Origin of the sequence: Tepidiphilus succinatimandens, from assembly GCF_006503695.1 — a bacterium.
GTDB classification, from domain to species: domain Bacteria; phylum Pseudomonadota; class Gammaproteobacteria; order Burkholderiales; family Rhodocyclaceae; genus Tepidiphilus; species Tepidiphilus succinatimandens.
The window spans coordinates 46,836-68,824 of the sequence record NZ_SBIK01000009.1 but is presented as its reverse complement, the minus strand read 5'-3'; the positions used below and the strand labels follow the sequence as shown (position 1 = coordinate 68,824).

The window sequence follows — 21,989 nt, the reverse complement described above, 5'->3', positions numbered from 1 at the left end:
GGCGGTGCAGCAGGAGGCGGCGCGGCGCAAGAACGAGGGGGGATGGCGGCATGCCTTCGTCGCCTTCGTCTATTCCTGGCGCGGCTTGCGCGCCGCCTGGCGCCACGAGGTGGCGTTCCGTCAGGAGGTGATCGTCTTTTTGCTCGCTGTGCCGGCAGCTTGGCTTTTGGGTCGCAGCCCGGCCGAGCGGGCGCTGCTGGTTGCCGTGACCTTGGCGGTGCTGGTGGTCGAATTGCTCAATTCGGCGATCGAGGCAGTGTGCGATCTGGTGCATCCCGACGCCCATCCCCTCGTGGGGCGGGCCAAGGATCTGGGCAGCGCGGCGGTCTTGCTGTCGATCGCGTGCGCTGCGCTCGTGTGGGGCGGGGTGCTGTGGATGAGGGTGTTCGATTGAGGCGCGCCGGCGGCTTGGGGAGCCTTACCGCATGCCGGAGCGCGGCCATTCATGGGGGATCTTACCGGTGTCAGGGATATCTTGGTGGGAAGCAGCCGTCTTGGGGATGGTGGAAGGGGCGACCGAATTTTTGCCGATCTCTTCGACGGGACATCTCATCATCGTGCAGGATCTGCTGGGGCATACGGACGAGGCGAGCAAGGTCTTCAACGTGGCCATTCAGCTGGGGGCGATCCTGGCCGTGTGCTGGTATTACCGCGATCGGCTCTGGCGGGTGACCCAGGGCCTGGGGCACGATCCGGCGGCGCGGCGTTTCGTCCTCAATCTGTTCGTCGCCTTTTTGCCGGCGGCGCTCATCGGCCTCGTCGCGCACAAGGCGATCAAGACCTACCTCTTCTCGCCGCTGACGGTGGCGCTCGCCTTGGCGCTGGGGGCGGTGCTCATCTTCGTGGTGGAGCGCTGGCGCCCGGCGCTGCGCATCCAGTCCGTCGACGACATGCGGCCCGCCGATGCCTTGAAGGTGGGATTCGCGCAGAGTCTGGCGCTCATTCCCGGAACCTCACGTTCCGGAGCGACGATCATCGGCGGGATGGCGTTCGGCCTATCGCGCCAGGCGGCCACCGAATTCTCTTTCTTCCTGGCGATTCCGACCATGTTCGCGGCGGTGCTCTACGATCTGGCCAAGAGCTGGTCGGCCTTGAGCCGTGACGATCTGACGGCGATCGCGCTGGGTTTCGCCGTGGCCTTCGTTTCGGCCTTGGCGGCGGTGCGCTTTCTGCTCGGTTTCGTCGCGCGGCACTCGTTCGTCGGCTTCGCGTGGTACCGGCTGGCGCTCGCGCTCGTCGTCTGGGCTTATTTCGCCGTTTGAGGCAGGGCGATCGCGCGGGCGAGCTCGGCCGCCAGGGCGTTGCGCCGCTCGGGCGCTTCGAGCATCTCGCCGCGGATGAGGAAGGTGTCTTCGGCCCGCTCGCCCAGGGTGTCGATGCGCGCCATGTCGATGGCGATGCCGTGGCGCGCGAGCGTGCGCACGATCTTGTAGAGCAGTCCCGGCTGGTCGACGGCGGTCACGCTCAGCACGTAGTGCTGACCGCGCTCGTCCGGACGCAGATGGATCTGCGGCGGAAAAGGAAAGTGGCGCACGAGGCGCGGCAGGCGCCGTCCGCCGAGATCGGGTTCAGGCGGGGGGCCTTCCTGCATCAGCCGGCGCGGCAGTTCGTACTCGAGCAGGGGCAGTAGTTCGCGCGCCGGCAGATCGTCCGGGGCACGCAACACGAAGCTGTCGAGCGCATAGCCGGCGTGCGTGGTGTGGATCTTCGCCTCCCACACGTCCAGCCCCAACTGGGCGAGACCGGCGATGAGCCGCAAGAGCAGCTCGGGAGCGTCGCGCGTATAGACCATGAGCTGGATGCCGCTGCCCTCGCCGTCGGGCAGCAGCCGCGCGCGCACCACGGGTTCTTCCTGTTGGAAACGGCCGTAGAGGATGCGGGTGTGCCAGGCGATCTCTTCGGCGGAATGGCGCAGGAAGTAGGCGGTATCCAGCGTGCGCCAGAAAGGGGTTTCGGCCTCGGGGCGCAGACCATGGAAGCGCAGCAGCCGGCGGGCATCTTCGAGCCGGGCGGTGAGCGGATCGTGCGCGAGGCCCTGGCGGCGCTGGCGCAGATGGCGGCGCGTGGCTTCGAACAGATCCTGCAGCAGGCGCTCTTTCCACGGCGTCCACACTTTGGGGCTGGTGCCGCGGATATCGGCGTGGGTGAGGAGGTAGAGGGCAATGAGGCGGCGTTCATCTCCCACCAGGGCGGCGAAGCGCGCCACGACCTCCGGATCGCTGATGTCTTCTTTCTGCGCGGTGCGCGACATTTCCAGGTGATGGCGCACCAGCCAGACGGCGAGCTCGGCGTCCGGCTCGGCGAGCCGGTGTTCGCGGCAGAATCGTTCGGCCTCTTCCGCGCCGATCACGCAATGATCTCCACCCCGCCCCTTGCCGATGTCGTGGAAGAGCGCCGCGAGGTAGAGCAGCCAAGGCTGCCCGAACTCGAACATGAGCGCATTCATCGCGGGGTATTCGTGCGCGTGTTCTCCCATGGTGAAGCAGCGCAGGTTGCGCACGACCATCAGCGTGTGGGTATCCACGGTATAGGCGTGGTAGAGGTCGTACTGCATCTGGCAGATGATGCGCCGCCAGGGGGGGATATAGCGGGAGAGGATACCGAATTGGTTCATCCGCCGCAGGCCGTGCACGATGCCGCGGCGCTGGCGCAGCAGGTCGAGAAAGAGCGCCTGGTGGCGCGGTTCGAGGTGATAGGCGTCGTCGATGAGCTCGCGGTGCGCCCACAGCAGCCGCAGGGTGCGGGCGGTGAAGTCGGTGAGCTCGCTTCGTTGCGCGAGCAGCAGGAAGACTTCGAGGAGGGCTTCCGGGTGGCGCACGAAGACCTCCTCGCTCACCACGTCGAGCCGGTCGCCGCGCTGCTGGAAGCGCTCGTTGATGGGGAAAGGCAGGCGCTGACGTTCGGGAAAGAGCGCTTCGGCGAAGGTGGCCATGAGGATGGCGTTGACCTGCAGCACCTGCTTGGCGGTGAGGTAGTAGCGGCGCATGAAGACTTCGGCGGGGCGCCGCCCGTCGCGCCCGGCGATGCCCAGGCGCTGGGCGAGCTGCTCTTGGTGGTCGAAGAGCAGCCGGTCTTCGGCGCGGCGCGAGAGTAGATGCAGATGGATGCGCACGCGGGCGAGGAAGCTCTGGCAGCGCGACAACGCCTGCGCTTCGGTGGGAGTGAGCAGACCTTTGGCGGCGAGCGCCGACCAGCCGCCGCGGTAGCCGAGCGCCCGGGCGATCCACACGAGCAGCTGCAGGTCGCGCAGCCCGCCGGGGTGTTCCTTGCAGTTGGGCTCCAGCGCGAAAGGGGAGCCGAGCATGCGGGCGTGGCGCTGCTCTTGTTCCTGGCGCTTGGCTTCATAGAAGGCGCGCGGGTCGAGCCAGGTACGATAGCGTTCGCGGAACGTGCGATAGAGCACGCGCGATCCGGCCACCAGACGCGATTCGAGCAGGTTCGTGGCTACCGTGATGTCCTCGTCGGCGAGCGCGAGCGACTGTTCGAGGGTGCGCACGCTCGCGCCCACCTGCAGCCCCACGTCCCACAGCGCGGCGACGAGGGCGTGCACCCGGGCCTCGTCTTCGGCATCCGCCGCTTGGGCCAGCAGGATCAGGACGTCGATGTCGGAGTGGGGATAGAGCTCGCCGCGGCCGTAGCCGCCCACGGCCAGGAGCGCCGCGCCGCGCGGCAAGGGATGGGTTTCGAGCAGGCGGCGCAGGGTTTCGTCGACCAGGTGCGCGTGGCGCGCGAGATAGCGCGCCGGCGAGAGGGAGCCTTCGAGGAAGGCGCGCGCGAACGCTTCGCGCCCCGTGGCGAGTTCGTCCTTGAGCGGGGCGAGGTGTTCAGCCGATGAAGCCATGGCCGAAGCGCTCGCGCACGATCTCGGGCGGCGGCGGGCAGCCGGGCGAGACGGTGAGTACTTCCACGCCGGTGTGGGTGACCAGCACCGCGTGTTCCCATTGCGCCGAGAGGCTGCGATCCTTGGTGATGACGGTCCAGCCGTCGGGCAGCACCGAGGTGGCCGCGCGGCCGGCGTTGATCATCGGTTCGATGGTGAAGATCATGCCGGGCTTGAGCTCGATGCCGGTGCCGGCTTTGCCGTAGTGCAGCACCTGCGGGTCTTCGTGGAACTTGCGCCCCACGCCGTGGCCGCAGTATTCGCGCACCACGGAGAAGCCGTGGCGTTCGGCATGGTGCTGGATGGCGGCGCCGATGTCGCCCAGGCGCGCCCCGGGCCGCACTTGGGCGATACCCAGCCACATGCATTCGAACGTCACCTCCACCAGGCGCTTGGCGAGGATGCTCGTCTCGCCGCCCACGACGAACATGCGGCTGGTGTCGCCGTGCCAGCCGTCCTTGATGACGGTGATGTCGATGTTGAGGATGTCGCCTTTCTTCAGTTTCTTCGGCGCGGGGATGCCGTGGCAGACGACGTGGTTGACCGAGGTGCAGATCGACTTGGGGTAGGGCCGGCTGCCGCCGCCGGTGTAGTTGAGCGGCGCGGGGATGGTGCCCTGGACGTTGACCATGTAGTCGTGACAGAGCCGGTCGAGCTCCTCGGTGGTCACGCCCGGCTGCACGTAGGGGGCGATGTAGTCGAGCACTTGGGCGGCCAGCCGCGAAGCGACGCGCATTTTTTCCAGGTCTTCGGGATTGGTATAGATCGCCATCGTTCGTTCGCTTCCGGTCAGACGCCCTGTTTGAGCGAGGCTTCGATGAAGCCGTCGAGATCGCCGTCGAGCACGGCCTGGGTGTTGCCCACCTCATAGCCGGTGCGCAGGTCCTTGATGCGCGACTGGTCGAGCACGTAGGAGCGGATCTGGTGCCCCCAGCCGATGTCGCTCTTGCTCTCTTCGAGCTTTTGCTGTTCCTCGCGGCGCTTGCGCAGCTCGTGTTCGTAGAGCCGGGCACGCAGCATGGACATGGCCGCGGCCTTGTTCTTGTGCTGCGAGCGGTCGTTCTGGCACTGCACGACGATGCCCGTGGGCAGGTGCGTGATGCGCACGGCCGAATCGGTGCGGTTGACGTGCTGCCCGCCGGCGCCCGAGGCGCGGTAGGTGTCGATGCGCAGATCCGCCGGGTTGATCTCGATCTCGATGGAGTCGTCGACTTCGGGGTAGACGAAGACCGAGGCGAAGCTGGTGTGACGCCGGGCGTTGGAGTCGAACGGGCTCTTGCGTACCAGCCGGTGGATGCCGGTCTCGGTGCGCAGGTGCCCGTAGGCATAGGGGCCGGAGACCTTGATGGTCGCTCCCTTGATGCCGGCCACTTCCCCCTCGGATTCTTCGAGCAGCTCGGTCTGGAAGCCCTTGCGCTCGCAGTAGCGCAGGTACATGCGTTCGAGCATCGCCGCCCAGTCCTGCGCTTCGGTACCGCCGGCTCCGGCCTGGATCTCGATGAAGCAGTTGCCCGGATCCATGGGGTCGGAGAACATCCGGCGCAGCTCGAGTTCGTGCAGCCTGGCTTCGACCGCTTCGACTTCGGGGATGAGCTGCTCGAGCGAGGTTTCGTCGCCCTCTTCCTTGGCGAGCTCGAAGAGCTCGGCGAGCGCCTGGGCCGAGTCGGCCACCTCTTCGAGCGTCAGGACGACGTCTTCGAGCGCGCGCTTTTCCTTGCCGAGTTTCTGCGCCTGCTCGGGGTCGTTCCACACCGCCGGGTCTTCGAGGGCGCGGTTGACTTCTTCGAGCCGGCTTTTCTTCTCGGCGTAGTCAAAGATACCTCCGTAAGTCGGCACCGCGCTCGGCCAGGCCGTGGATGCGGGCTTCGAGTTCGTTGATCGCTTGGGCGTCCATCGTTGCTCCTGAAAAATGGTTGAAAATTTTGCTCGGGAATTATACGCTGTCCGGTTCGACCCCGGCCGGGCGGGCGAGTTCGATCTGCAACCGCAAGCGCTCGACGCCGTTCCAGGCGTCGCGTACCGGCCGGTAGGCGAGTTCGACCTGGGCCGGCAGCGGTTCGGCATGGCCGAAGAAAATCGCCTCGCACGGCTGGCGGTCGCGGTGCAGCTTGAGCTGCAGGTGCGCTTCCTTGAGGAGGCGCTGCTCGAGCACGGTGAAGGTGTCGAGAAAGAGGGGGGCGGGAAAGCCCTGTCCCCAGACTTCGCCCTCGAGCCGGCCGACGGTGGTGAGCGTGAGCGCTTCGAGGGGGAGCGAGCCGTCGGTGGGCAGCTCCGCCACGCCCAGCGCCTCGGTGCCGATCGTCTGCGCCGCCTCTTCGAAAGCCTGCTCGAAGCGGGCGAGGTCGGCGGCGCGCAGCGTCACGCCAGCGGCCATGGCGTGCCCGCCGAAGCGCAGCAAGAGCCCCGGGTGTTTCTTGCTGATCCAGTCGAGCGCATCGCGCAGGTGCAGCCCGGGCACGGAACGGCCGGAGCCCTTGAGCAGATCTTCATCGCCCGGGGCGAAGGCGAAGACGGGGCGATGGTGGCGCTCCTTGATGCGTCCGGCGACGATGCCGATCACGCCCTGGTGCCATTCGGGATGAAAGAGCGTGAGCGTGGCGCGCCCCTCGAGCGTGAGGGCATCGAGCGCGAGTTCGGCCTGCTCGCGCATCTGCGCTTCGATCCCGCGCCGTTCGCGGTTGATGTCCTCGAGCCGCTGCGCGAGTTCCAATGCGCGGCTTGGGTCGTCTTCGATGAGGCAGGCGATGCCCAGGCTCATGTCTTCCAGCCGCCCGGCGGCGTTGAGGCGGGGGCCGAGGAAGAATCCCAGGTCCTGGGCGGTGGCGCGGGCGGGATCGCGCCTGGCCACCTGGAAGAGGGCGCGTATGCCCGGCTGCATCCGGCCGGCGCGGATGCGCGCCAGCCCCTGGGCCACCAGAATGCGGTTGTTGTGATCGAGCCGTACGACGTCGGCGACCGTCCCCAGAGCGACGAGATCGAGCAGTTGAGCGAGATTGGGTTCGGGGCGGGTGGAGAAGGTGCCGCGGCGGCGCAGCTCGGCGCGCAGCGCCAGCATCACGTAGAAGACGACGCCCACGCCGGCGATCGCCTTGCTGGGGAAGTCGCAGCCGGGCTGATTCGGGTTGACGATGGCATCGGCCTCGGGGAGGACGTCGCCGGGAAGATGGTGATCGGTGATGACGAGGCTCATGCCGAGCGCGCGGGCGGCCGCGGCCCCTTCGACGCTGGCGATGCCATTATCGACGGTGATGAGCACGTCCGGCGCGAAGCGTTCGGCCGCGAGCGCCACGATCTCGGGCGAGAGCCCGTAGCCATAGGTGAAGCGGTTGGGCACGAGAAAATCGACGTGCGCCCCCATGGCGCGCAGGGCACGCACCGCCACGGCGGTGGCAGTGGCGCCGTCGCAGTCGTAGTCGCCGATGACTACGATGCGCGCCTGCGCGTCGATCGCCTCGGCCAAGAGCTCTGCCGCCTCGCGCGTGCCTTTCATCGCCTCGGGGGGCAAGAGGCGCGCGAGCGCCGTGTCGGTCTCGGCGGGGTGCTCGATGCCGCGGGCGGCGTAGAGGCGCGCGAGCAAGGGGTCGATGCCGGCTGCGAGCAGCCGCTCCAGGGCGCGGCGAGGCGTGGAGCGGACGATGGGGCGAGGGGTCATGGGGCGGTTTCCTCCAGCAGCCGCGCGAGTGTGCGCGGGCGGCGAACAAGGCGGCTCAGGGGTGCGAGACGGCGGCGCCATGGGGTGATCTCCAGGCGCAGGCTCGCCTTGTCGCCCGGCAGCAAGAGCGAAAGGCGTGGCAGGCGGGCATCGAGCGCGGCGAGCCAGTCGCGCTCGAGGGCGGCGAGGACCGTGCGCCAGCCGGTGAGATCGAGCCGGCGGCAGGGGTTCTCGGCGGCATCGAGGAGCGCCACGTCGAATTCCTGGCCCGCATCGCGCTCGGCGAGTACGAGGTCGTGGCCAGCGGCGCCCGCCCAGCCGCGCGCAAGCGGATCGAGCGTGCGTGCTCCCAGCACGCGGCGGGGAGGGACGGCGTTCGCCGCCGGCCGTTCGTTGCCCCAGAGCCACAGCGAATCGACGGTGGGCCATCCCCGGCGGCGGCGCTCGGCATTGATGGGGTGGGCGTGCAGCCAGATTTGCAGCTCGTTCATCAGCCGCCGCCAGCGCCGGGCGTCTTCCCCTTGGGGCAAGAGGGCGTCGAGCGAGCGGCCGGAGGCTTCGTCGAGCGGGGCGAAGCGCACGCCCTCGACGGGAGCGGCGAGCCGCAGGTAGCCGCGCTGCGGCGCAACGAAATCGAACCCGAGGATCCAGTCCGGAGCGATCTGCGTGAGCCAGGCGGAGAGGGCCGGAGCGAGGGCAGCGGCTTCTTCGGGGCTCAGCCCGGCTTCGCCCGGTTCGGTGACGACGATGCGGTCGCGTGCGAGCGTCAGCATCACTGGGTCGGCGCACAGCAGGGACCCTCCGGCGGCAGGCGGCGCTTTCTCTTCTTCACCGCGGCGGCGCAGTTCGGCCAGCGGCGCCGGCGCCGGTCCCAGCACGGCGGCGAGCGTTTCGCGGTATGATCGCGGCGATTCGCGACGGCAGGCGCCCACGGCGAGCCATCGTTCGAGCGTGGGCTGCGGGAGGCCGTCGAGCAGGCCGTGCGCGCCGGCGTTGGGCCAGAGCAGGCCGGGGAGGACGACGGTCGGACTCATGCGGCGATTGTACCGTCGACGGCGCACGCCACGGAAAACGGAAAAGGGACGATGTACGAATGGTTCATCGGCTGGCGCTATACCCGCCGGCAACGCGGCACGCGCGGGCGCAACGCCTTTGTGTCGTTCATCTCGCTGGTCTCCATGCTGGGCCTGATGCTGGGCGTGGCCGCCCTCATCGTGGTGTTGTCGGTGATGAACGGCTTTCAGGACGAACTGCGCCATCGCATCCTGGGGGTGGCCTCGCACATCGAGGTCACGGCCCAGAGTGGCATGCTCGAAGAATGGCCGGCGGTGCTCGACCGGGTGCGACGGCATCCGGAGGTACTCGGCGCCGCGCCCTTCATCCAGGAACAGGCGATGGTGAGCGGCAACGGCCGCGTGCAGGGCGTGGGGGTGCGGGGCATCGAGCCCTCGCTCGAGCGCGGCGTCGCACAGTTCGCCGACTATTTGCGCGCCGGCAGCCTGGAGGCCTTGCAGCCGCATTCCTACGGGATCGTGCTGGGCACGGATCTGGCGCGGCGCCTGGCCGTGGGTCTGGGGGACGAAGTAACGCTGATCGCACCCACGGCCACGGCCACGCTGGCCGGTGTCATGCCACGGGTGCGCGCCTTCCGCGTGGTCGGACTCTTCGAATCGGGGATGTATGAATACGATTCGGGTCTGGTGCTGGTGCATCTGCGCGATGCCCAGGCGCTCTATCGCTACGGAGAGGCGGTCTCGGGGGTGCGCCTGAAAGTGCGCGACCTCTTCGCCGCCCCGGCTGTGGTGCGCCAACTCGCCCCGACGCTGCCCGCCGGCCTGTGGCTGCGCGACTGGACGCAGACGCATGCCAATTTCTTCCGCGCCGTGCAGCTGGAGAAGACCATGATGACGCTCATCCTCTTTCTCATCGTGGCGGTGGCCGCGTTCAACATCGTCTCCACGCTGGTGATGGCAGTGCAGGACAAGACCGCCGACATCGCCATTCTGCGCACCCTGGGCGCGAGCCCGGCTTCCATCATGGGGATCTTCGTCGTGCAGGGCACCACCATCGGCGTGCTGGGGCTGGCGGCGGGGCTCGCGCTGGGGCTGACGATCGCCCATCACCTCGACGTGGTGGTGCCGGCGCTGGAGCATCTCACCGGGGCGACCCTGTGGAACAAGGAGATCTATTTCCTGAGCGAGCTACCCTCGAAGGTGCTCGCTGCCGACGTGCTGCGCGTGCTCACCGGCTCGTTCGTGCTCACGCTGCTCGCCACCCTCTATCCCAGCTGGCGCGCTTCGCGCCTGCAGCCAGCCGAGGCGCTGCGCCATGAGTGAGACGACGGCCAGGGGGGCCGAAACGCCGGTACTGGAGGCGCGGGCGCTGAGCAAGGTATACCTCGACGCGGGCGCGCCGCTCACCATCCTCGACGGCGTGGATCTGACGGTGATGGCCGGCGAGCGTGTGGCCATCGTCGGGGCTTCCGGTTCGGGCAAGAGCACCTTGCTGCACCTGCTGGGCGGGCTCGACCGGCCCAGTAGCGGCGAAGTGGGCTGGTCGGGGCAGGCGGTGTTCGCGCTCGACGAAGCCGCCCGCGGCCGGCTGCGCAACGCCATGCTCGGCTTCGTCTATCAGTTCCACCATCTGCTGCCAGAATTCACTGCGCTCGAGAACGTGGCGCTGCCGTGGATGATCCGGCGCCGGCCCAGGGCCGAGGCGCTGGAGCGAGCGCGGGCGCTGCTGACCGAGGTGGGGCTGGAAGCGCGGCTGGCGCACTTCCCGTCCCAGCTCTCGGGCGGGGAGCGCCAGCGCGTGGCGATCGCCCGGGCGCTCGTCACCGAGCCGCCCTGCCTGCTCGCCGACGAACCCACCGGCAACCTCGACCGGGCGAACGCCGAGCGCGTCTTCGAATTGCTGCTCTCGCTCACCCGCACGCGCGGCATGGCGCTCGTGGTCGTCACCCACGACGAGCGGCTCGCCTCCCGGCTCGACCGCCGGCTCGTGCTGGAAGCGGGGCGGCTGGTAGCAGTATGATGTAGTGATGTCAGCTCATCCCTGCTACTTTTTAGGTGCAAGGGAAGTCGTCGCCATGCGACGTCGGCTCCGACGCCGGCGCCACTGGTGCACGAGATGCCATCGCCACCAGGCGCGCACGAGGAAATAGCCTGCAATGGCAAGCGTGCTTGCCAGCACGAAGAGGCCGAGAAAGAGCGGCGTCCCCAAGGAGGCCACCCAGGCGAACGCCTGATCCATCCATTCTCTCAGGCTTTGCTCACCCCATTCGGGCGCGGGCTGAAAGCCGCCGTTTTCTCGTCCGAGCAGAAAACTGCCGATCTGGTAGGCGACGAAATAGATGACCGGGATGGTGAGGGGGTTCGTATAGAGGGTGGTGAATACGGCAACCGGTAGATTGGCGCGAAAGAGCACGCACAGGAGCGCGGCCGTGAGCATCTGGAACGGCCCGGGGATGAGACCGCACCACAGGCCGATGGCCACACCCGCCGATACCGAGCGGCGGTTGATGTGCCATAGGCGCGGGTGGAGCAGGGTGTTGCGAAACGGTCTCAGCCAGCGGTTGTCGCGTACGACTTCGTGATTGGGCAGAATGCGTTTGAACCAGCGGCGCATGGGAGCCTCAGGGTGAGGAGCGATCGAGCAGGAAATCGCGCACGACGGCGATCTGCTGCGGGTCCATCAGCGCCGGAGCATGGCCGACGCCGGGGATCTCGACCAGCTTGGCGCACGGGCCGCGGCGGGTCATTTCCTCGGCGGTCTCGCGCGTGAGCAGATCCGATTCGGCGCCGCGCAGCACCAGGGTGGGACAGCGGATGGCGTCCCAGAGTGCCCAGAGGTCGACGTCGAGCGCCGGCTGCGTCTGGAAAGGGACGGCGATGCCGGGGTCGTAGCGCAGCACCCAGCGCCCGTCCACGTCCTGGCGCACCGAATGCCGGGTGAGGTGGCGCCATTGCGCGTCGGTGAGCGGCCCGAAGGGGGCGTGGATGCGCCGCAGGTAGGCTTCGGCCTCTTCCAGCGTGGCGAAGTGCGGTGTTTCGGCCACGTAGCGCCCGATGCGCTCGAGCGAGGCGGCCGAGAGCACGGGACCGACGTCGTTGAGCACCAGTTTGTCGATCGGGCTCATGGGCTGGGCGGCGAGCGTCATGCCGATCAATCCCCCCATGGAGGTGCCGAGCCAATGCAGGGTCTTGGGGCGGATCTTGCCGAGCAAGGTGAAGAGGTCCGAGACGTAGAGCGGAATCGTGTAGTCGGTCTTGACCGTGAGCCAGTCGGAGAGCCCGCGTCCGACCACGTCGGGGCAGATCACGCGGTAGTGGGGTGCGAGCGCGCGGGCGAGCTCGTCGAAGTCGCGCCCGGTGCGCGTGAGGCCATGCACGCACAGCAGCACCTTGGGGTTGGTCGGATCGCCCCATTCGTAGTAGACCATGCGATGGATGCCGTGTGGACCGACGCACATGATGTGGTCGGTGCGCATCTCGGTGGGATGGCCGTCGTGGCGCGGCGCAGATTCGCCGGCGGAAGTGCGTGGCGTGGGGCGCGCGCCGGTAAGCCAGCGCTTGGCGCGTTCGATCCAATGAGCAAGATTCATGGGGATGGCTCCTCTTCTTCGCAGGAAGGGTCTTGCCATACAGAATACCAGTAGCGCCGCGTTTCTGCCCGGTGAGTTCGCACGCTCAAGCCCTCGGTCGCGAAGAAGGCCGTGACCGCGCCGTCGCGGTCGCTGCGCCACGCCTGCGCCCCGGCCCGCCGCCAGGCCGAGGCCACGCCGCAGTCCGGATGGTGAAAACGGTTGCGGTAACCAGCGGCGTAGACGACGTGGCGCGCGCCGGTGGCGGCGATCCACTTCGGCGAGGAGCTCGTTTTGCTGCCGTGGTGCCCGGCCACGACGAGCTCGGCGCGCAGCGCCTGCGCCGGCAGGGTGGCGAGCAGATGGCGTTCGCCGCGCTGCCCCAGGTCGCCCGGTACGATCGCCGCCCCGCCGGCCGCCTCCACGCGCAGCACGCAGGAGGCGTCGTTGTCCCCGCGCCCTTTCCAGGGGTCGGCAAGGTCGGGATGGAGGATGGCAAAGCGTACGCCGTCCCATTCCCAGCGATCGTCGCGGCTGCAGGGTAGTGCCAGCGGAGGCAGCGCCGCCAGGCGGGCTTCGTCCATGCCGCCGGCGCGCACGGAGGCTGCGGGCAGCGCCCGCGCGAGCGCGGGCCAACCGCCAATGTGGTCCTCGTCCGGATGCGAGAGGATCACGCGGTCGAGCCGGCGCACGCCCTGGGCACGCAGGTAGGGCAGAAGCACGCGGCTGCCGGCGTCGAACCCGCCTTGCCGGGGGCCGGTGTCGAAGACGAGGTCGTGCGCGGCGGTCTGCACGTGTACCGCGAGTCCCTGTCCGACGTCGAGCACCGTGAGGCGCGCCTCCCCCGGTCCCGGCCGCGGCGGCTGCCAGAAAAGGATCGAAGCGATTCCGACGAGACCGATCGATCGGGCCGGCGTGCCGCGCGGCAGCAGCATCCAGGCAATCGCAGCCGTGGCGGCGGGCACCAGCGGCCAGGGCGGATGCGGCAGGATCAACGTCGCGCCAGGCAGCGATGCGCACAAGCGCAGTACCGCCTCGAGCGCGGCCACGCTCGCATCGAACGCCACCACGAACAATCCGGCCGGGAAGACGAGCACGAGCAGCGCGAGCGGCGTGACCACCCAGCTCACCCAAGGGATGGCCACCAGGTTGGCGAGGGTACCGAGCGCGGCGACGCTGCCGAACCAGCCGAGCACCACCGGCGCGAGCAGCAGCGTCAGGCGCCATTGCACTGTGACGAGTTTCCGACCGAAGGACAGCAGCGGACGGTACCACGGCAGGGTTTCTTCGGCGGCGTTTGCTTCGGCCGCGGTGTCTTGCGTCGCCGGCGCACCATAGACGATGAGCGCCCCCATGGCGAGGAAGGAAAGCCAAAACCCGGGCGCGCCCACCGCCCAGGGATCGAAGACGAGCACCGCCCACAGGCTCAGCATCAGCACCGTCCAGCCGGAGACGAAACGGCCGCTGAAGAGCGCGCCGGCTGCCGCCAGCAGCATCACCACGGCGCGTTGCGTCGGCACTTCCATGCCCGAGAGAAGCGCATAGGCGAGCGCCGCGAGCACGCCGGCGGCCAGCCCCGCCGGCCGTGCCGGCAAGATCAGCAGCCGGGCGGGATTGCGCCGCCACAATGCCGCCGCCATGCCCCCGGCGAGCACCGCCACCAGCGTCACGTGCAAGCCGGAGATGCTCACCAGGTGGGCCGTGCCGGTGGCTGCGATCGTTTGCCAGGCTTCTTCGTCGAACCCCCGCATGTCGCCGATCGCCAGCGCCGCGAGCCATTCGCCATGGTGCGAACCCGTGCGTTCGAGCCGCTGCCGCGCCGCCTCGCGCCAGCGCTCGAGCGCCACCCGCGGCGTCCACACGGTGCCGGGCAGGGCCGTCGGCGCTGCCGTCACCCGTCCAGTGGCGCCGATGCCGCGGGAAAACCAGAAGAATTCGCGATCGAAGACGCCCGGATCGGCCAGACCGTGCGGCGGGCGCAGCTCGACCTGCAGCCGCCAGCGCGAACCGGGCTGCCACAAGGCGTCGGGCAAGGTGACGTCCTTGCGCGTCGTCGGCGCAAGCAGCCATAGGACGGAAGGCACTCCCGCCGGTGCGCGCTCGACGGCAAAGGCGAAAGAACGGCCGAAGCTCTGTTCCACCCCCAGGGCGCGCACGTAGCCCTCGACCACGAGCTCACGCTCGGCGAGCGCCTCCGGCAGGCGATCGGCCAGGCGCAGCGCGCTGCGCCAGCCACTCGAAGAAAAGGCGAGCAGCACGGCGGCAAGAAAGACGAGCCCATGCGTGGGAAGATCCGGCGCCTCGGGTGCCTTACGCCAGCGCCGCCATCCCGGGACGAAGGCGAGCGCTCCGCCAAGGAACAGGGCCGCGAACGCCCCTCGGCCCGGCAGCGCCGGCAGCAGGTGCAGCGCAATGCAGCCGAGCAGCCAGCCGGGCGCGAGCGTGACGATCACGGCTGGGCATCCCGCCGCTCAATGCAGGTAGCGCGGCCCCGACGGCGTGTGGCCGGTCGTGTCGCCCTCGTCTTCCTCTTGGGCGGGCAGCTCGGCGTGCACCAGCTCCCCCTCGGCATTGGGAAAGAGCGGAGCGCCACAGTCCTCGCAGAATTCGAGCGGCAGGGTACGGCGCAGCGTCACGACGTCCTGGATGCCCACCGCCTTGAGGGTTTCCTGGATCTGCCGCTGCGCCTCGGCCTCCGTCTCGTCGGCGCCGAGCAAGGGCCACGGCACACCGTGCACCACCTGGCCGCCGTGCTTGAGGGCGAGTCCGATGCGGTATTCGAATTCGCCCTGGCTCTCGCATGGCGCAATCACGGCGCGCAGATGGCTCGCGGCGATGTCGGCCTCGGCGGCGAGAAAGGCGATCGCGGCATGGATCGCAAAGGGGCGGGCATCGCGGTTCGCCTTGCGCGAGGCGGTGAAGTAGGCATCGGGCAATTCCGTTTCGGTGCCGCAGCCGGGCATGATCTGCGCGAGCACCGGCCCGGCCTGCTTGCGCCATTGGTCGAAGGCGAACTCGCGATCGCCCTCCGCTTCCTGCCAGGTGAAGATGGGACCCTCCTTGGGCGCGGCGGCGGCCACCAGCACGTAGCGGATGTCGGAGAGGAAGACGGCCGACTCGGGCAGCGCGTCGCGATCGACGGCATGGTCGCGCCCGGCGAGGGCATCCTTGCCCGCGGCCTGCAGCCAGCGCCGCGTGGCGACGAAGCCTTCGGGCAGCTGGTCCGGGCTGAAGAGGTAGTCGAAGAGGGCGAACTTCACCCCGGCGGCGAAGATGTGCGCGCCCAGATGCACGCGCAGGTTCTCGCGCACCGCCTGGGGAATGGGGCGGGCCGGGATCTGGAACCGCGACCAGGCGAGCACGGGCGCAGCCACGAGCACCAGGTCATGGCTCTTGTCGAAATCGGCCAGTGTCTCGGCCTCCGAGTCGAGCACGTCGCTCAGCTCCTCATAGGCCTGCAGCTCGCTCTGATAGAGATGATCGAGCGCGCGCTCGATCGCGGCTTCGTCTCCGGCTTCGAGCAGGGCGCGGACCGTCTCGCTGAGAAGACGTTCCCAATAGCGATCCTCGATGCGGCTGCCCGACTGGGCCAGCCCCTTGGCGAGCCAGCACAGGCGCTCGGCATCGCGCGGCAGGCCGCTCGGGCGGGAAATGCGGGTTTTCTTCTTCATGGCGTTGCTCCAAAAAACCCGTCTCACAGATCGGCGTATTTTTGCATCTTTTGCAGGTGCTGCATGATCACGGCGGCGATCTCCTCGATCGATTTGGTCGTCGAATCGATCCAGGGGATCCCTTCGCGGCGCATCAGCGCCAAGGCTTCTTCCACTTCCTTGCGGCAGTTCTCCAGTGACGCATAGACGCTGTTGGGGCGGCGCTCCTGGCGGATCTGGGCCAGGCGCTCGGGGGCGATCGTCAGCCCGAAGAGCTTGGCGCGATGGAGCTTGAGCGGCGCCGGCAGCGCCTTGCGCTCGAAATCCTCGGGAATGAGCGGGTAGTTGGCCGCCTTCACCGCGTATTGCATGGCCAGGTACAGACTCGTCGGCGTCTTTCCGGAGCGCGACACCCCGATGAGGATGATATTGGCGTCGTCGAGCGTGCCGTCCTGAATGATTCCGTCGTCGTGCGAGAGCGCGAAGTTGATCGCTTCGATCCGGCGCTGGTAGCTGCGGTTGTCGAGGATGCCGTGGAACCGCCCCACCGCGTGCGTGCTCGGCATGCCCAGCTCGCGCTCGAGCGGCCCGAGAAAGGTGCCGAAGAGATCGACGATGTGGGCTTCGGCCCGATGCAGCACCGCCACCACGGCGGGCTGTACCAGCGTGCTGAAGACGATGGGGCGCAGCCCCGTGCGTCGCTTCACCCGTTCAATGCGCTCGACGAGGTCGCTCGCTTTTTCCGGCGCATCGATGAAGGGCGCGCGCACCTCGTCGTAGTCGAACTCGGGGAATTGCGCGAGCAGACTGTGACCGAGCGTTTCGGCGGTGATGCCCGTGCCGTCGGAGACGTAGAATACGGTGCGTTTGGGGGTATCCGGCATGGCGGGGGAGCAGGCGCGAGCGGCGCTTTGCGCTTACCAAAATGGGGGAAAACCCTTAGAATACCATTTTTCCGTGCCTCACGAACTCAGGAAAGGCTGCGATGACTCGATATGTGATCCCGTTCAACGAGCTGCGCATGACCGACGTCGGCATCGTCGGCGGCAAAAACGCCTCACTCGGCGAGATGATCAGCCAACTGCCCGCGGACGTGCGCGTGCCGGGCGGTTTCGCTACCACCGCCGAGGCCTACCGCCTGTTCCTCGCGCAAAATGGCCTGGCGCAGCGCATCCATGAGGCGCTCGAGGCGCTCGACGTCGATGACGTCAACGCCCTCGCCAAGACGGGCGCCGAGATCCGCCGCTGGATCATGGAGACGCCTTTCCCGCCCGAGTTCGAAACCCAGATCCGCCAAGCCTACGCCGAGCTCGTCGCCCGCGAAGGCGAGGGGGCGAGTTTTGCCGTGCGCTCCTCGGCCACGGCCGAAGACCTGCCCGATGCCTCCTTCGCCGGCCAGCAGGAAACCTTGCTCAACGTCTCGGGCATCGAGAACATCCTGCACGCCATCAAGGAAGTCTTCGCCTCGCTCTACAACGACCGGGCGATCGCCTACCGCGTGCACAAGGGTTTCCGCCACGCCGAAGTGGCGCTCTCGGCCGGCGTGCAGCGCATGGTGCGCTCCGACGTGGGCGCTTCCGGCGTGATGTTTACCATCGACACCGAATCCGGTTTCCGCGACGTCGTCTTCATCACCGCCTCCTACGGTCTGGGCGAGATGGTGGTGCAAGGGGCGGTCAACCCCGACGAATTCTACGTCCACAAACCCACCCTGATGCAGGGCAAGCCTTCCATCATCCGCCGCAATCTCGGCTCCAAGCTCATCAAGATGGTCTTCGGCGAGCCCGGCGAGGGGGTGCGCGTCAAGGTGGTCGACGTGCCCGAGGCCGATCGCAACCGCTTCTGCCTCGAAGACGCCGACATCCTCGAACTCGCTCGCTACGCGGTCATCATCGAACGCCACTATGGCCGTCCCATGGACATCGAATGGGGCAAGGACGGCATCGACGGCAAGATCTACATCCTGCAGGCGCGCCCCGAGACGGTGAAGTCGCAGGAAAGCGGCCGCGTGATGGAGAAATACCGCCTCAAGCAGCACGGCAAGGCGCTGGTGCATGGGCGCGCCATCGGGCAGAAAGTCGGCGTGGGGCCGGTGCGCATCGTCACCGATCCCAGCCAGATGGAGCGCGTGCAACCCGGCGACGTGCTCGTCACCGACATGACCGACCCCAACTGGGAGCCGGTGATGAAGCGCGCCGCGGCCATCGTCACCAATCGCGGCGGACGCACCTGCCACGCGGCCATCATCGCCCGTGAATTGGGGATCCCGGCCATCGTCGGCTGCGGCAACGCCACCGAAGTGCTGCAAGAAGGGGAAGTGGTCACGGTCTCCTGCGCCGAAGGGGATACCGGCTACGTCTATCGCGGCAAGCTCGACTTCGAAGTGCAGCGCACCGACCTCGGAACGCTGCCCGAGCTACCGGTGAAAATCATGATGAACGTGGGCAACCCGGAGCTCGCCTTCGAGTTCGCCCAGATCCCCAATGCCGGCGTGGGTCTTGCCCGGGTGGAGTTCGTCATCAACAACGTCATCGGAGTTCATCCGCGCGCCATTCTCGAATTCGACCAGATCTCGGCCAAACTGCGTGAGGAAATCTCGCGCCGCGCCCGTGGCTACGCCAGCCCGCGCGCTTTCTACGTGGAAAAGCTCGCCGAAGGCATCGCCACCATCGCCGCCGCGTTTTATCCGCAGCCGGTGATCGTGCGCCTGTCCGATTTCAAATCGAACGAGTACCGCAAGCTCCTGGGCGGTGAGATCTACGAGCCCGAGGAAGAAAACCCCATGCTGGGCTTTCGCGGCGCGGCGCGCTACATCGCGCCGAGCTTCCGCGAGTGCTTCGAGATGGAATGCGAGGCCGTGAAGAAGGTGCGCGACGTCATGGGGCTCACCAACGTCAAGGTGATGATCCCCTTCGTGCGCACGGTGGGCGAAGCCGAGCGCGTGGTCAAACTCCTTGCGGCCAACGAGCTCGAGCGCGGCAAGAACGGGCTCGAGCTCATCATGATGTGCGAGATCCCCTCGAACGCGCTGCTCGCCGAAGCCTTCCTCGAGCACTTCGACGGCTTCTCCATCGGCTCGAACGACCTCACCCAGCTCACCCTGGGGCTGGACCGTGATTCGGGACTAGTGGCCGAATCCTTCGACGAGCGCGATCCGGCGGTGAAAGTCCTGCTCGGCATGGCGATCGACGCCTGCAACAAGCTCGGCAAATACGTCGGCATCTGCGGCCAGGGCCCGTCGGACCACCCCGATCTGGCCGAATGGCTGATGGAGCGCGGTATCCAGACGATCTCGCTCAACCCCGACACCGTCATCGACACCTGGCTTCAGCTCGCCGAGCGCCTGCGCGAGCGAAAGGGTGCTTGACACCTGGCGGAGAATGGCTATAATTTCAATCTCTGTTGCGCGCCCGTAGCTCAGTTGGATAGAGTACCTGGCTACGAACCAGGGGGTCGTGGGTTCGAATCCTGCCGGGCGCGCCAAGAACCGGAACCCGGAGCCGCTGGTGCGGCTTCGGGTTTTTTTATCGGTGTCGAGTCAATACAGCACACTTGCCAGCTTGCGCCGATACTCGGCCACGAGCGGGTCATCTCCCAGCAGCTCGAACACGGAAAGCAGCGTCTTGCGCGCCGCCTCGTCGTTCCAGCGTCGGTCGCGACGAATCATCTCCAGCAATTCATCCATTCCTTGCGCATAGTGCCCCGCTGCCACCAGATGTTTGGCAAGCCGCAGTCGCGCTTCCATGTCGTCAGGGTTGCGGGCGAGGCGCTCGCGTAGCGCCATTTCGTCTTCCGCCGCCGCGCGGGCGAATTCGAGTCGCGTCACGAGCCGTTTGGTCGCCTCGTCGAGTCGCCCAGCCGTAGAGATGGCGTCGAGTTGCGCTTGGGCCTCTTCGAGTCGACCGAGCTCGATCAGCACCTCTGCCAAGGAGCGTTTGACTTCATCGTCGTCTGGGGCGAGTGCCGCTGCGGCTTCCAGGCGCTGCAGGGCGGCAGCCAAGTCGCCGCGTCCGCGTAGTTGCACTGCCTCGCGCAGTAGATCGCCTGCCGGTGAGGGGAGCAGTCGCTCGATGAATTCTCGTACTGCCCGCTCCGGCAGCGCCCCGGTGAATTCGTCGACCAGTTCGCCATGGCGGAACGCCTTGACGTTGGGTATGCCGCGCACGCCGTAGCGCGCGGCGAGCGCCGCGTTTTCGTCCGAATTCACCTTGGCGAGCAGGAAACGTCCGCCGTATTCTTCGGACAGCTTTTCCAGGATGGGCTTGAGTACCCGGCAGGGGCCACACCATGGCGCCCAGAAGTCGACCAAGACGGGAACCTCGTGTGAGCGTTCGAGTACGAGAGAGGGAAAAGTGCGTTCGTCGACGTCAAAAGAAAATTGACTCATCGTTTCCTTTCCTGATTTTCGACAAGGGACGACTGGGAGAGCCCATTCAGCGCAAGATATGAGGATAAAGCCTGGCCGCGACAAGGATGAAAACGAAGGCAAAGGCGCAGAGCACGCCAAGATCCCTCCATAGTCCGAAGACACTGGAAACGCCGGGCAACCCGGAAGGGTGCCTGATGGGGGAAATCATCGCCTTGCCAAGGGTTTTAGTTGATTTTAGCCCCCATTGCAACCTCAACGTAAAGATTTTCGTTTGGGCGAAACAATGAGTTTTATAATCTCGATGCCGCGCTCGCGTTCGTCGTGGTGGTCATGCTCTTCGGCCAGGTTACGCGAGTGACGATTTTCGTCGGACCGGCGTGGATTGCCCCGGTCGTGACGGCTTATCATGCTTTTGGTCTTCAAAGGGAAAACGTCGGCTTGCCATCGAGGCCAATTCTTGAAAGAGGCTTCCGATTGCCGAGAAAATGACCATGCCTGCCTGGCTTGCCCCGCTTCTCACCCGCAAGATGCTGATCTGCATCTTTACCGGTTTTGCCTCTGGGCTGCCGCTCTACCTCCTCATCAACCTGCTGCCCGCCTGGCTGCGCAGCGAAGGCGTCGACCTGAAGACCATCGGCTTCTTCGCCCTGATCCAGTTTCCCTACACCTGGAAATTCCTCTGGTCGCCTCTGCTCGACCGTTTCGCGCCGCCGCTCGGCCGGCGGCGTGGCTGGATGCTGATCACCCAGATCGGCCTTTTATTTTGCATCGGCGGCTTGGGCGGTTTCGATCCGCGGACGCACATTTTCGCCATTTCCTGCCTCGCCGCGCTACTGGCGTTCTGTTCCGCCACCCAGGACGTGGCGCTCGACGCCTTTCGCCGCGAACTGCTCGCCGAGAGGGAACTGGGCCTGGGCAATGCCGTGCATGTCAATGCCTACCGGCTCGCCGGCCTCGTTCCCGGTTCGCTTTCGCTGATCCTCGCCGACCGTCTGCCGTGGAACATGGTCTTCTGGATCACGGCGCTGTTCATCCTGCCGGGCATGGCGATGGCGCTCTTCATCCGCGAACCGGTCGTCGTCGACCGGCCGCGCACCCTGCGGGCGGCCTGCATCGAACCCTGGCAGGAATTCATCGGCCGACGCGGCTGGCGCGATGCCTTCTGGATCCTGGCTTTTCTGTTTTTCTACAAATTGGGCGACTCGCTCGCCACCGCCTTGTCGACGCCGTTCTACCTGGACATGGGCTACGGCAAGACCGACATCGGCCTGATCGCCAAACACGCCGGTCTGTGGCCGGCCATTCTCGGCGGCTTGGCGGGTGGCCTGTGGATGGTGCGCATCGGCATCAACCGCGCCTTGTGGCTCTTCGGCCTGGTGCAGATGTTCGCCATTCTCGGTTTTGCCTGGCTGGCCTGGCTCGGCCCTTTTTCGCACGTCGGCACCTTCGAGCGCGCTGCACTGGCCGGCGTGATTTCCGTCGAATATCTGGGCGTCGGACTGGGGACGGCGGCCTTTACCGCCTTCATCGCGCGCACCACCCATCCGGCTTACACCGCCACGCAGTTCGCGCTCTTCACGAGTCTCGCCGCCGTGCCGCGCACTGTGATCAATGCCTTTGCCGGCGTACTCGCCGAACGGCTGGGCTGGATGAATTTCTTTTTCTGCTGCGTGGCGCTGGCCGTGCCGGGGATGCTTTTGCTCAAATGGATCGCGCCCTGGAACGGGGAAAGATGGGGCGACTCGGAGCGCCGGCTCGATCCGTCTGGCGGCATCGGCACGATGCCACTGCGGTCGAGGTAGCGGGTAGTCTGGTTCGTCCGCTCTCGAGGGATCCGGGGGATATAATGGATCGAT

17 protein-coding genes and 1 tRNA gene are annotated in these 21,989 nt (G+C 67.2%); 7 read left to right on the top strand and 11 right to left on the bottom strand.

The window, feature by feature from the left end; all coding sequences use genetic code 11:
* Positions 1-4 precede the first annotated feature (4 nt).
* Positions 5-394 carry a diacylglycerol kinase gene (locus EPD82_RS06895; protein WP_055422835.1) on the top strand — a complete coding sequence of 130 codons (390 nt, stop codon included), beginning with the start codon at positions 5-7 and terminating at the stop codon, positions 392-394.
* A 31-nt stretch (positions 395-425) separates the two neighbouring features.
* Complete coding sequence (locus EPD82_RS06890) at positions 426-1,262, top strand: undecaprenyl-diphosphate phosphatase (RefSeq protein ID WP_055422834.1); 837 nt, start codon at positions 426-428, stop codon at positions 1,260-1,262.
* Here the strand turns inward: EPD82_RS06890 and EPD82_RS06885 are convergent.
* From EPD82_RS06885 to EPD82_RS06865, 5 genes are all read right to left on the bottom strand, one after another.
* Positions 1,247-3,841, bottom strand: coding sequence for a [protein-PII] uridylyltransferase (locus EPD82_RS06885; protein ID WP_141056225.1), 2,595 nt, complete (start codon positions 3,839-3,841; stop codon positions 1,247-1,249). The genes EPD82_RS06890 and EPD82_RS06885 overlap by 16 nt on opposite strands.
* Positions 3,825-4,652: a type I methionyl aminopeptidase gene (gene map / locus EPD82_RS06880; protein ID WP_141056224.1), complete on the bottom strand. Its 828-nt coding sequence runs from the start codon at positions 4,650-4,652 to the stop codon at positions 3,825-3,827. Before map ends, EPD82_RS06885 begins: the two co-directional genes overlap by 17 nt.
* Before the next feature lie 17 nt (positions 4,653-4,669).
* Positions 4,670-5,774 (bottom strand): peptide chain release factor 2 gene (gene prfB, locus EPD82_RS06875; RefSeq protein ID WP_141056223.1). Its coding sequence is split into 2 segments (ribosomal slippage): positions 4,670-5,692 and positions 5,694-5,774, totalling 1,104 coding nucleotides; the frame shifts between segments, so codons are not numbered across the junction.
* A gap of 39 nt (positions 5,775-5,813) precedes the next feature.
* A complete protein-coding gene (recJ, locus tag EPD82_RS06870) occupies positions 5,814-7,532 on the bottom strand; it encodes a single-stranded-DNA-specific exonuclease RecJ (protein WP_141056222.1) in 1,719 nt (572 codons plus the stop codon).
* The gene (locus EPD82_RS06865) at positions 7,529-8,566 is read right to left on the bottom strand and encodes a hypothetical protein (protein WP_055422831.1); all 1,038 of its coding nucleotides are present in this window, start codon (positions 8,564-8,566) and stop codon (positions 7,529-7,531) included. The genes recJ and EPD82_RS06865 overlap by 4 nt, the downstream gene beginning before the upstream one ends.
* A 51-nt stretch (positions 8,567-8,617) precedes the next feature.
* Between EPD82_RS06865 and EPD82_RS06860 the strand changes: the two genes are divergently transcribed.
* Positions 8,618-9,868, top strand: coding sequence for a lipoprotein-releasing ABC transporter permease subunit (locus EPD82_RS06860; protein WP_141056221.1), 1,251 nt, complete (start codon positions 8,618-8,620; stop codon positions 9,866-9,868).
* Positions 9,861-10,565, top strand: a complete 705-nt coding sequence (locus EPD82_RS06855; RefSeq protein ID WP_055422829.1) for an ABC transporter ATP-binding protein — start codon at positions 9,861-9,863, stop codon at positions 10,563-10,565. The genes EPD82_RS06860 and EPD82_RS06855 overlap by 8 nt, the downstream gene beginning before the upstream one ends.
* A 24-nt stretch (positions 10,566-10,589) precedes the next feature.
* Here EPD82_RS06855 and EPD82_RS06850 read toward each other — a convergent pair whose 3' ends face one another.
* The 5 genes from EPD82_RS06850 to ppsR all read right to left on the bottom strand — a co-directional run bounded on the left by EPD82_RS06850 (position 10,590) and on the right by ppsR (position 16,648).
* On the bottom strand, positions 10,590-11,159 hold the full coding sequence (locus EPD82_RS06850) for a DUF2062 domain-containing protein (RefSeq protein WP_141056220.1): 570 nt from the start codon (positions 11,157-11,159) through the stop codon (positions 10,590-10,592).
* A 7-nt stretch (positions 11,160-11,166) separates the two neighbouring features.
* Positions 11,167-12,021, bottom strand: coding sequence for an alpha/beta fold hydrolase (locus tag EPD82_RS06845; RefSeq protein WP_141056250.1), 855 nt, complete (start codon positions 12,019-12,021; stop codon positions 11,167-11,169).
* A gap of 110 nt (positions 12,022-12,131) precedes the next feature.
* Entirely contained in the window at positions 12,132-14,567 is a 2,436-nt protein-coding gene (locus EPD82_RS06840) for a DNA internalization-related competence protein ComEC/Rec2 (RefSeq protein ID WP_141056219.1), read from the bottom strand.
* An 18-nt stretch (positions 14,568-14,585) separates the two neighbouring features.
* Positions 14,586-15,785, bottom strand: coding sequence for a DUF2863 family protein (locus EPD82_RS06835; protein WP_055422825.1), 1,200 nt, complete (start codon positions 15,783-15,785; stop codon positions 14,586-14,588).
* A gap of 23 nt (positions 15,786-15,808) precedes the next feature.
* Positions 15,809-16,648: a posphoenolpyruvate synthetase regulatory kinase/phosphorylase PpsR gene (ppsR, locus tag EPD82_RS06830; RefSeq protein WP_055422824.1), complete on the bottom strand. Its 840-nt coding sequence runs from the start codon at positions 16,646-16,648 to the stop codon at positions 15,809-15,811.
* A gap of 101 nt (positions 16,649-16,749) precedes the next feature.
* Between ppsR and ppsA the strand changes: the two genes are divergently transcribed.
* Positions 16,750-19,131 (top strand): phosphoenolpyruvate synthase, encoded by a 2,382-nt coding sequence (gene ppsA, locus EPD82_RS06825; RefSeq protein ID WP_141056218.1) that lies wholly within the window; start codon positions 16,750-16,752, stop codon positions 19,129-19,131.
* Positions 19,132-19,170: 39 nt separating this feature from the next.
* Positions 19,171-19,247, top strand: a tRNA-Arg gene (locus EPD82_RS06820).
* A 55-nt stretch (positions 19,248-19,302) separates the two neighbouring features.
* Here EPD82_RS06820 and EPD82_RS06815 read toward each other — a convergent pair.
* Complete coding sequence (locus EPD82_RS06815; protein ID WP_141056217.1) at positions 19,303-20,151, bottom strand: thioredoxin family protein; 849 nt, start codon at positions 20,149-20,151, stop codon at positions 19,303-19,305.
* A 473-nt stretch (positions 20,152-20,624) separates the two neighbouring features.
* Here EPD82_RS06815 and EPD82_RS06810 point away from each other — a divergent pair, with 473 nt between their 5' ends.
* Positions 20,625-21,935: an AmpG family muropeptide MFS transporter gene (locus EPD82_RS06810; protein WP_072247891.1), complete on the top strand. Its 1,311-nt coding sequence runs from the start codon at positions 20,625-20,627 to the stop codon at positions 21,933-21,935.
* Positions 21,936-21,989: the final 54 nt, after the last annotated feature.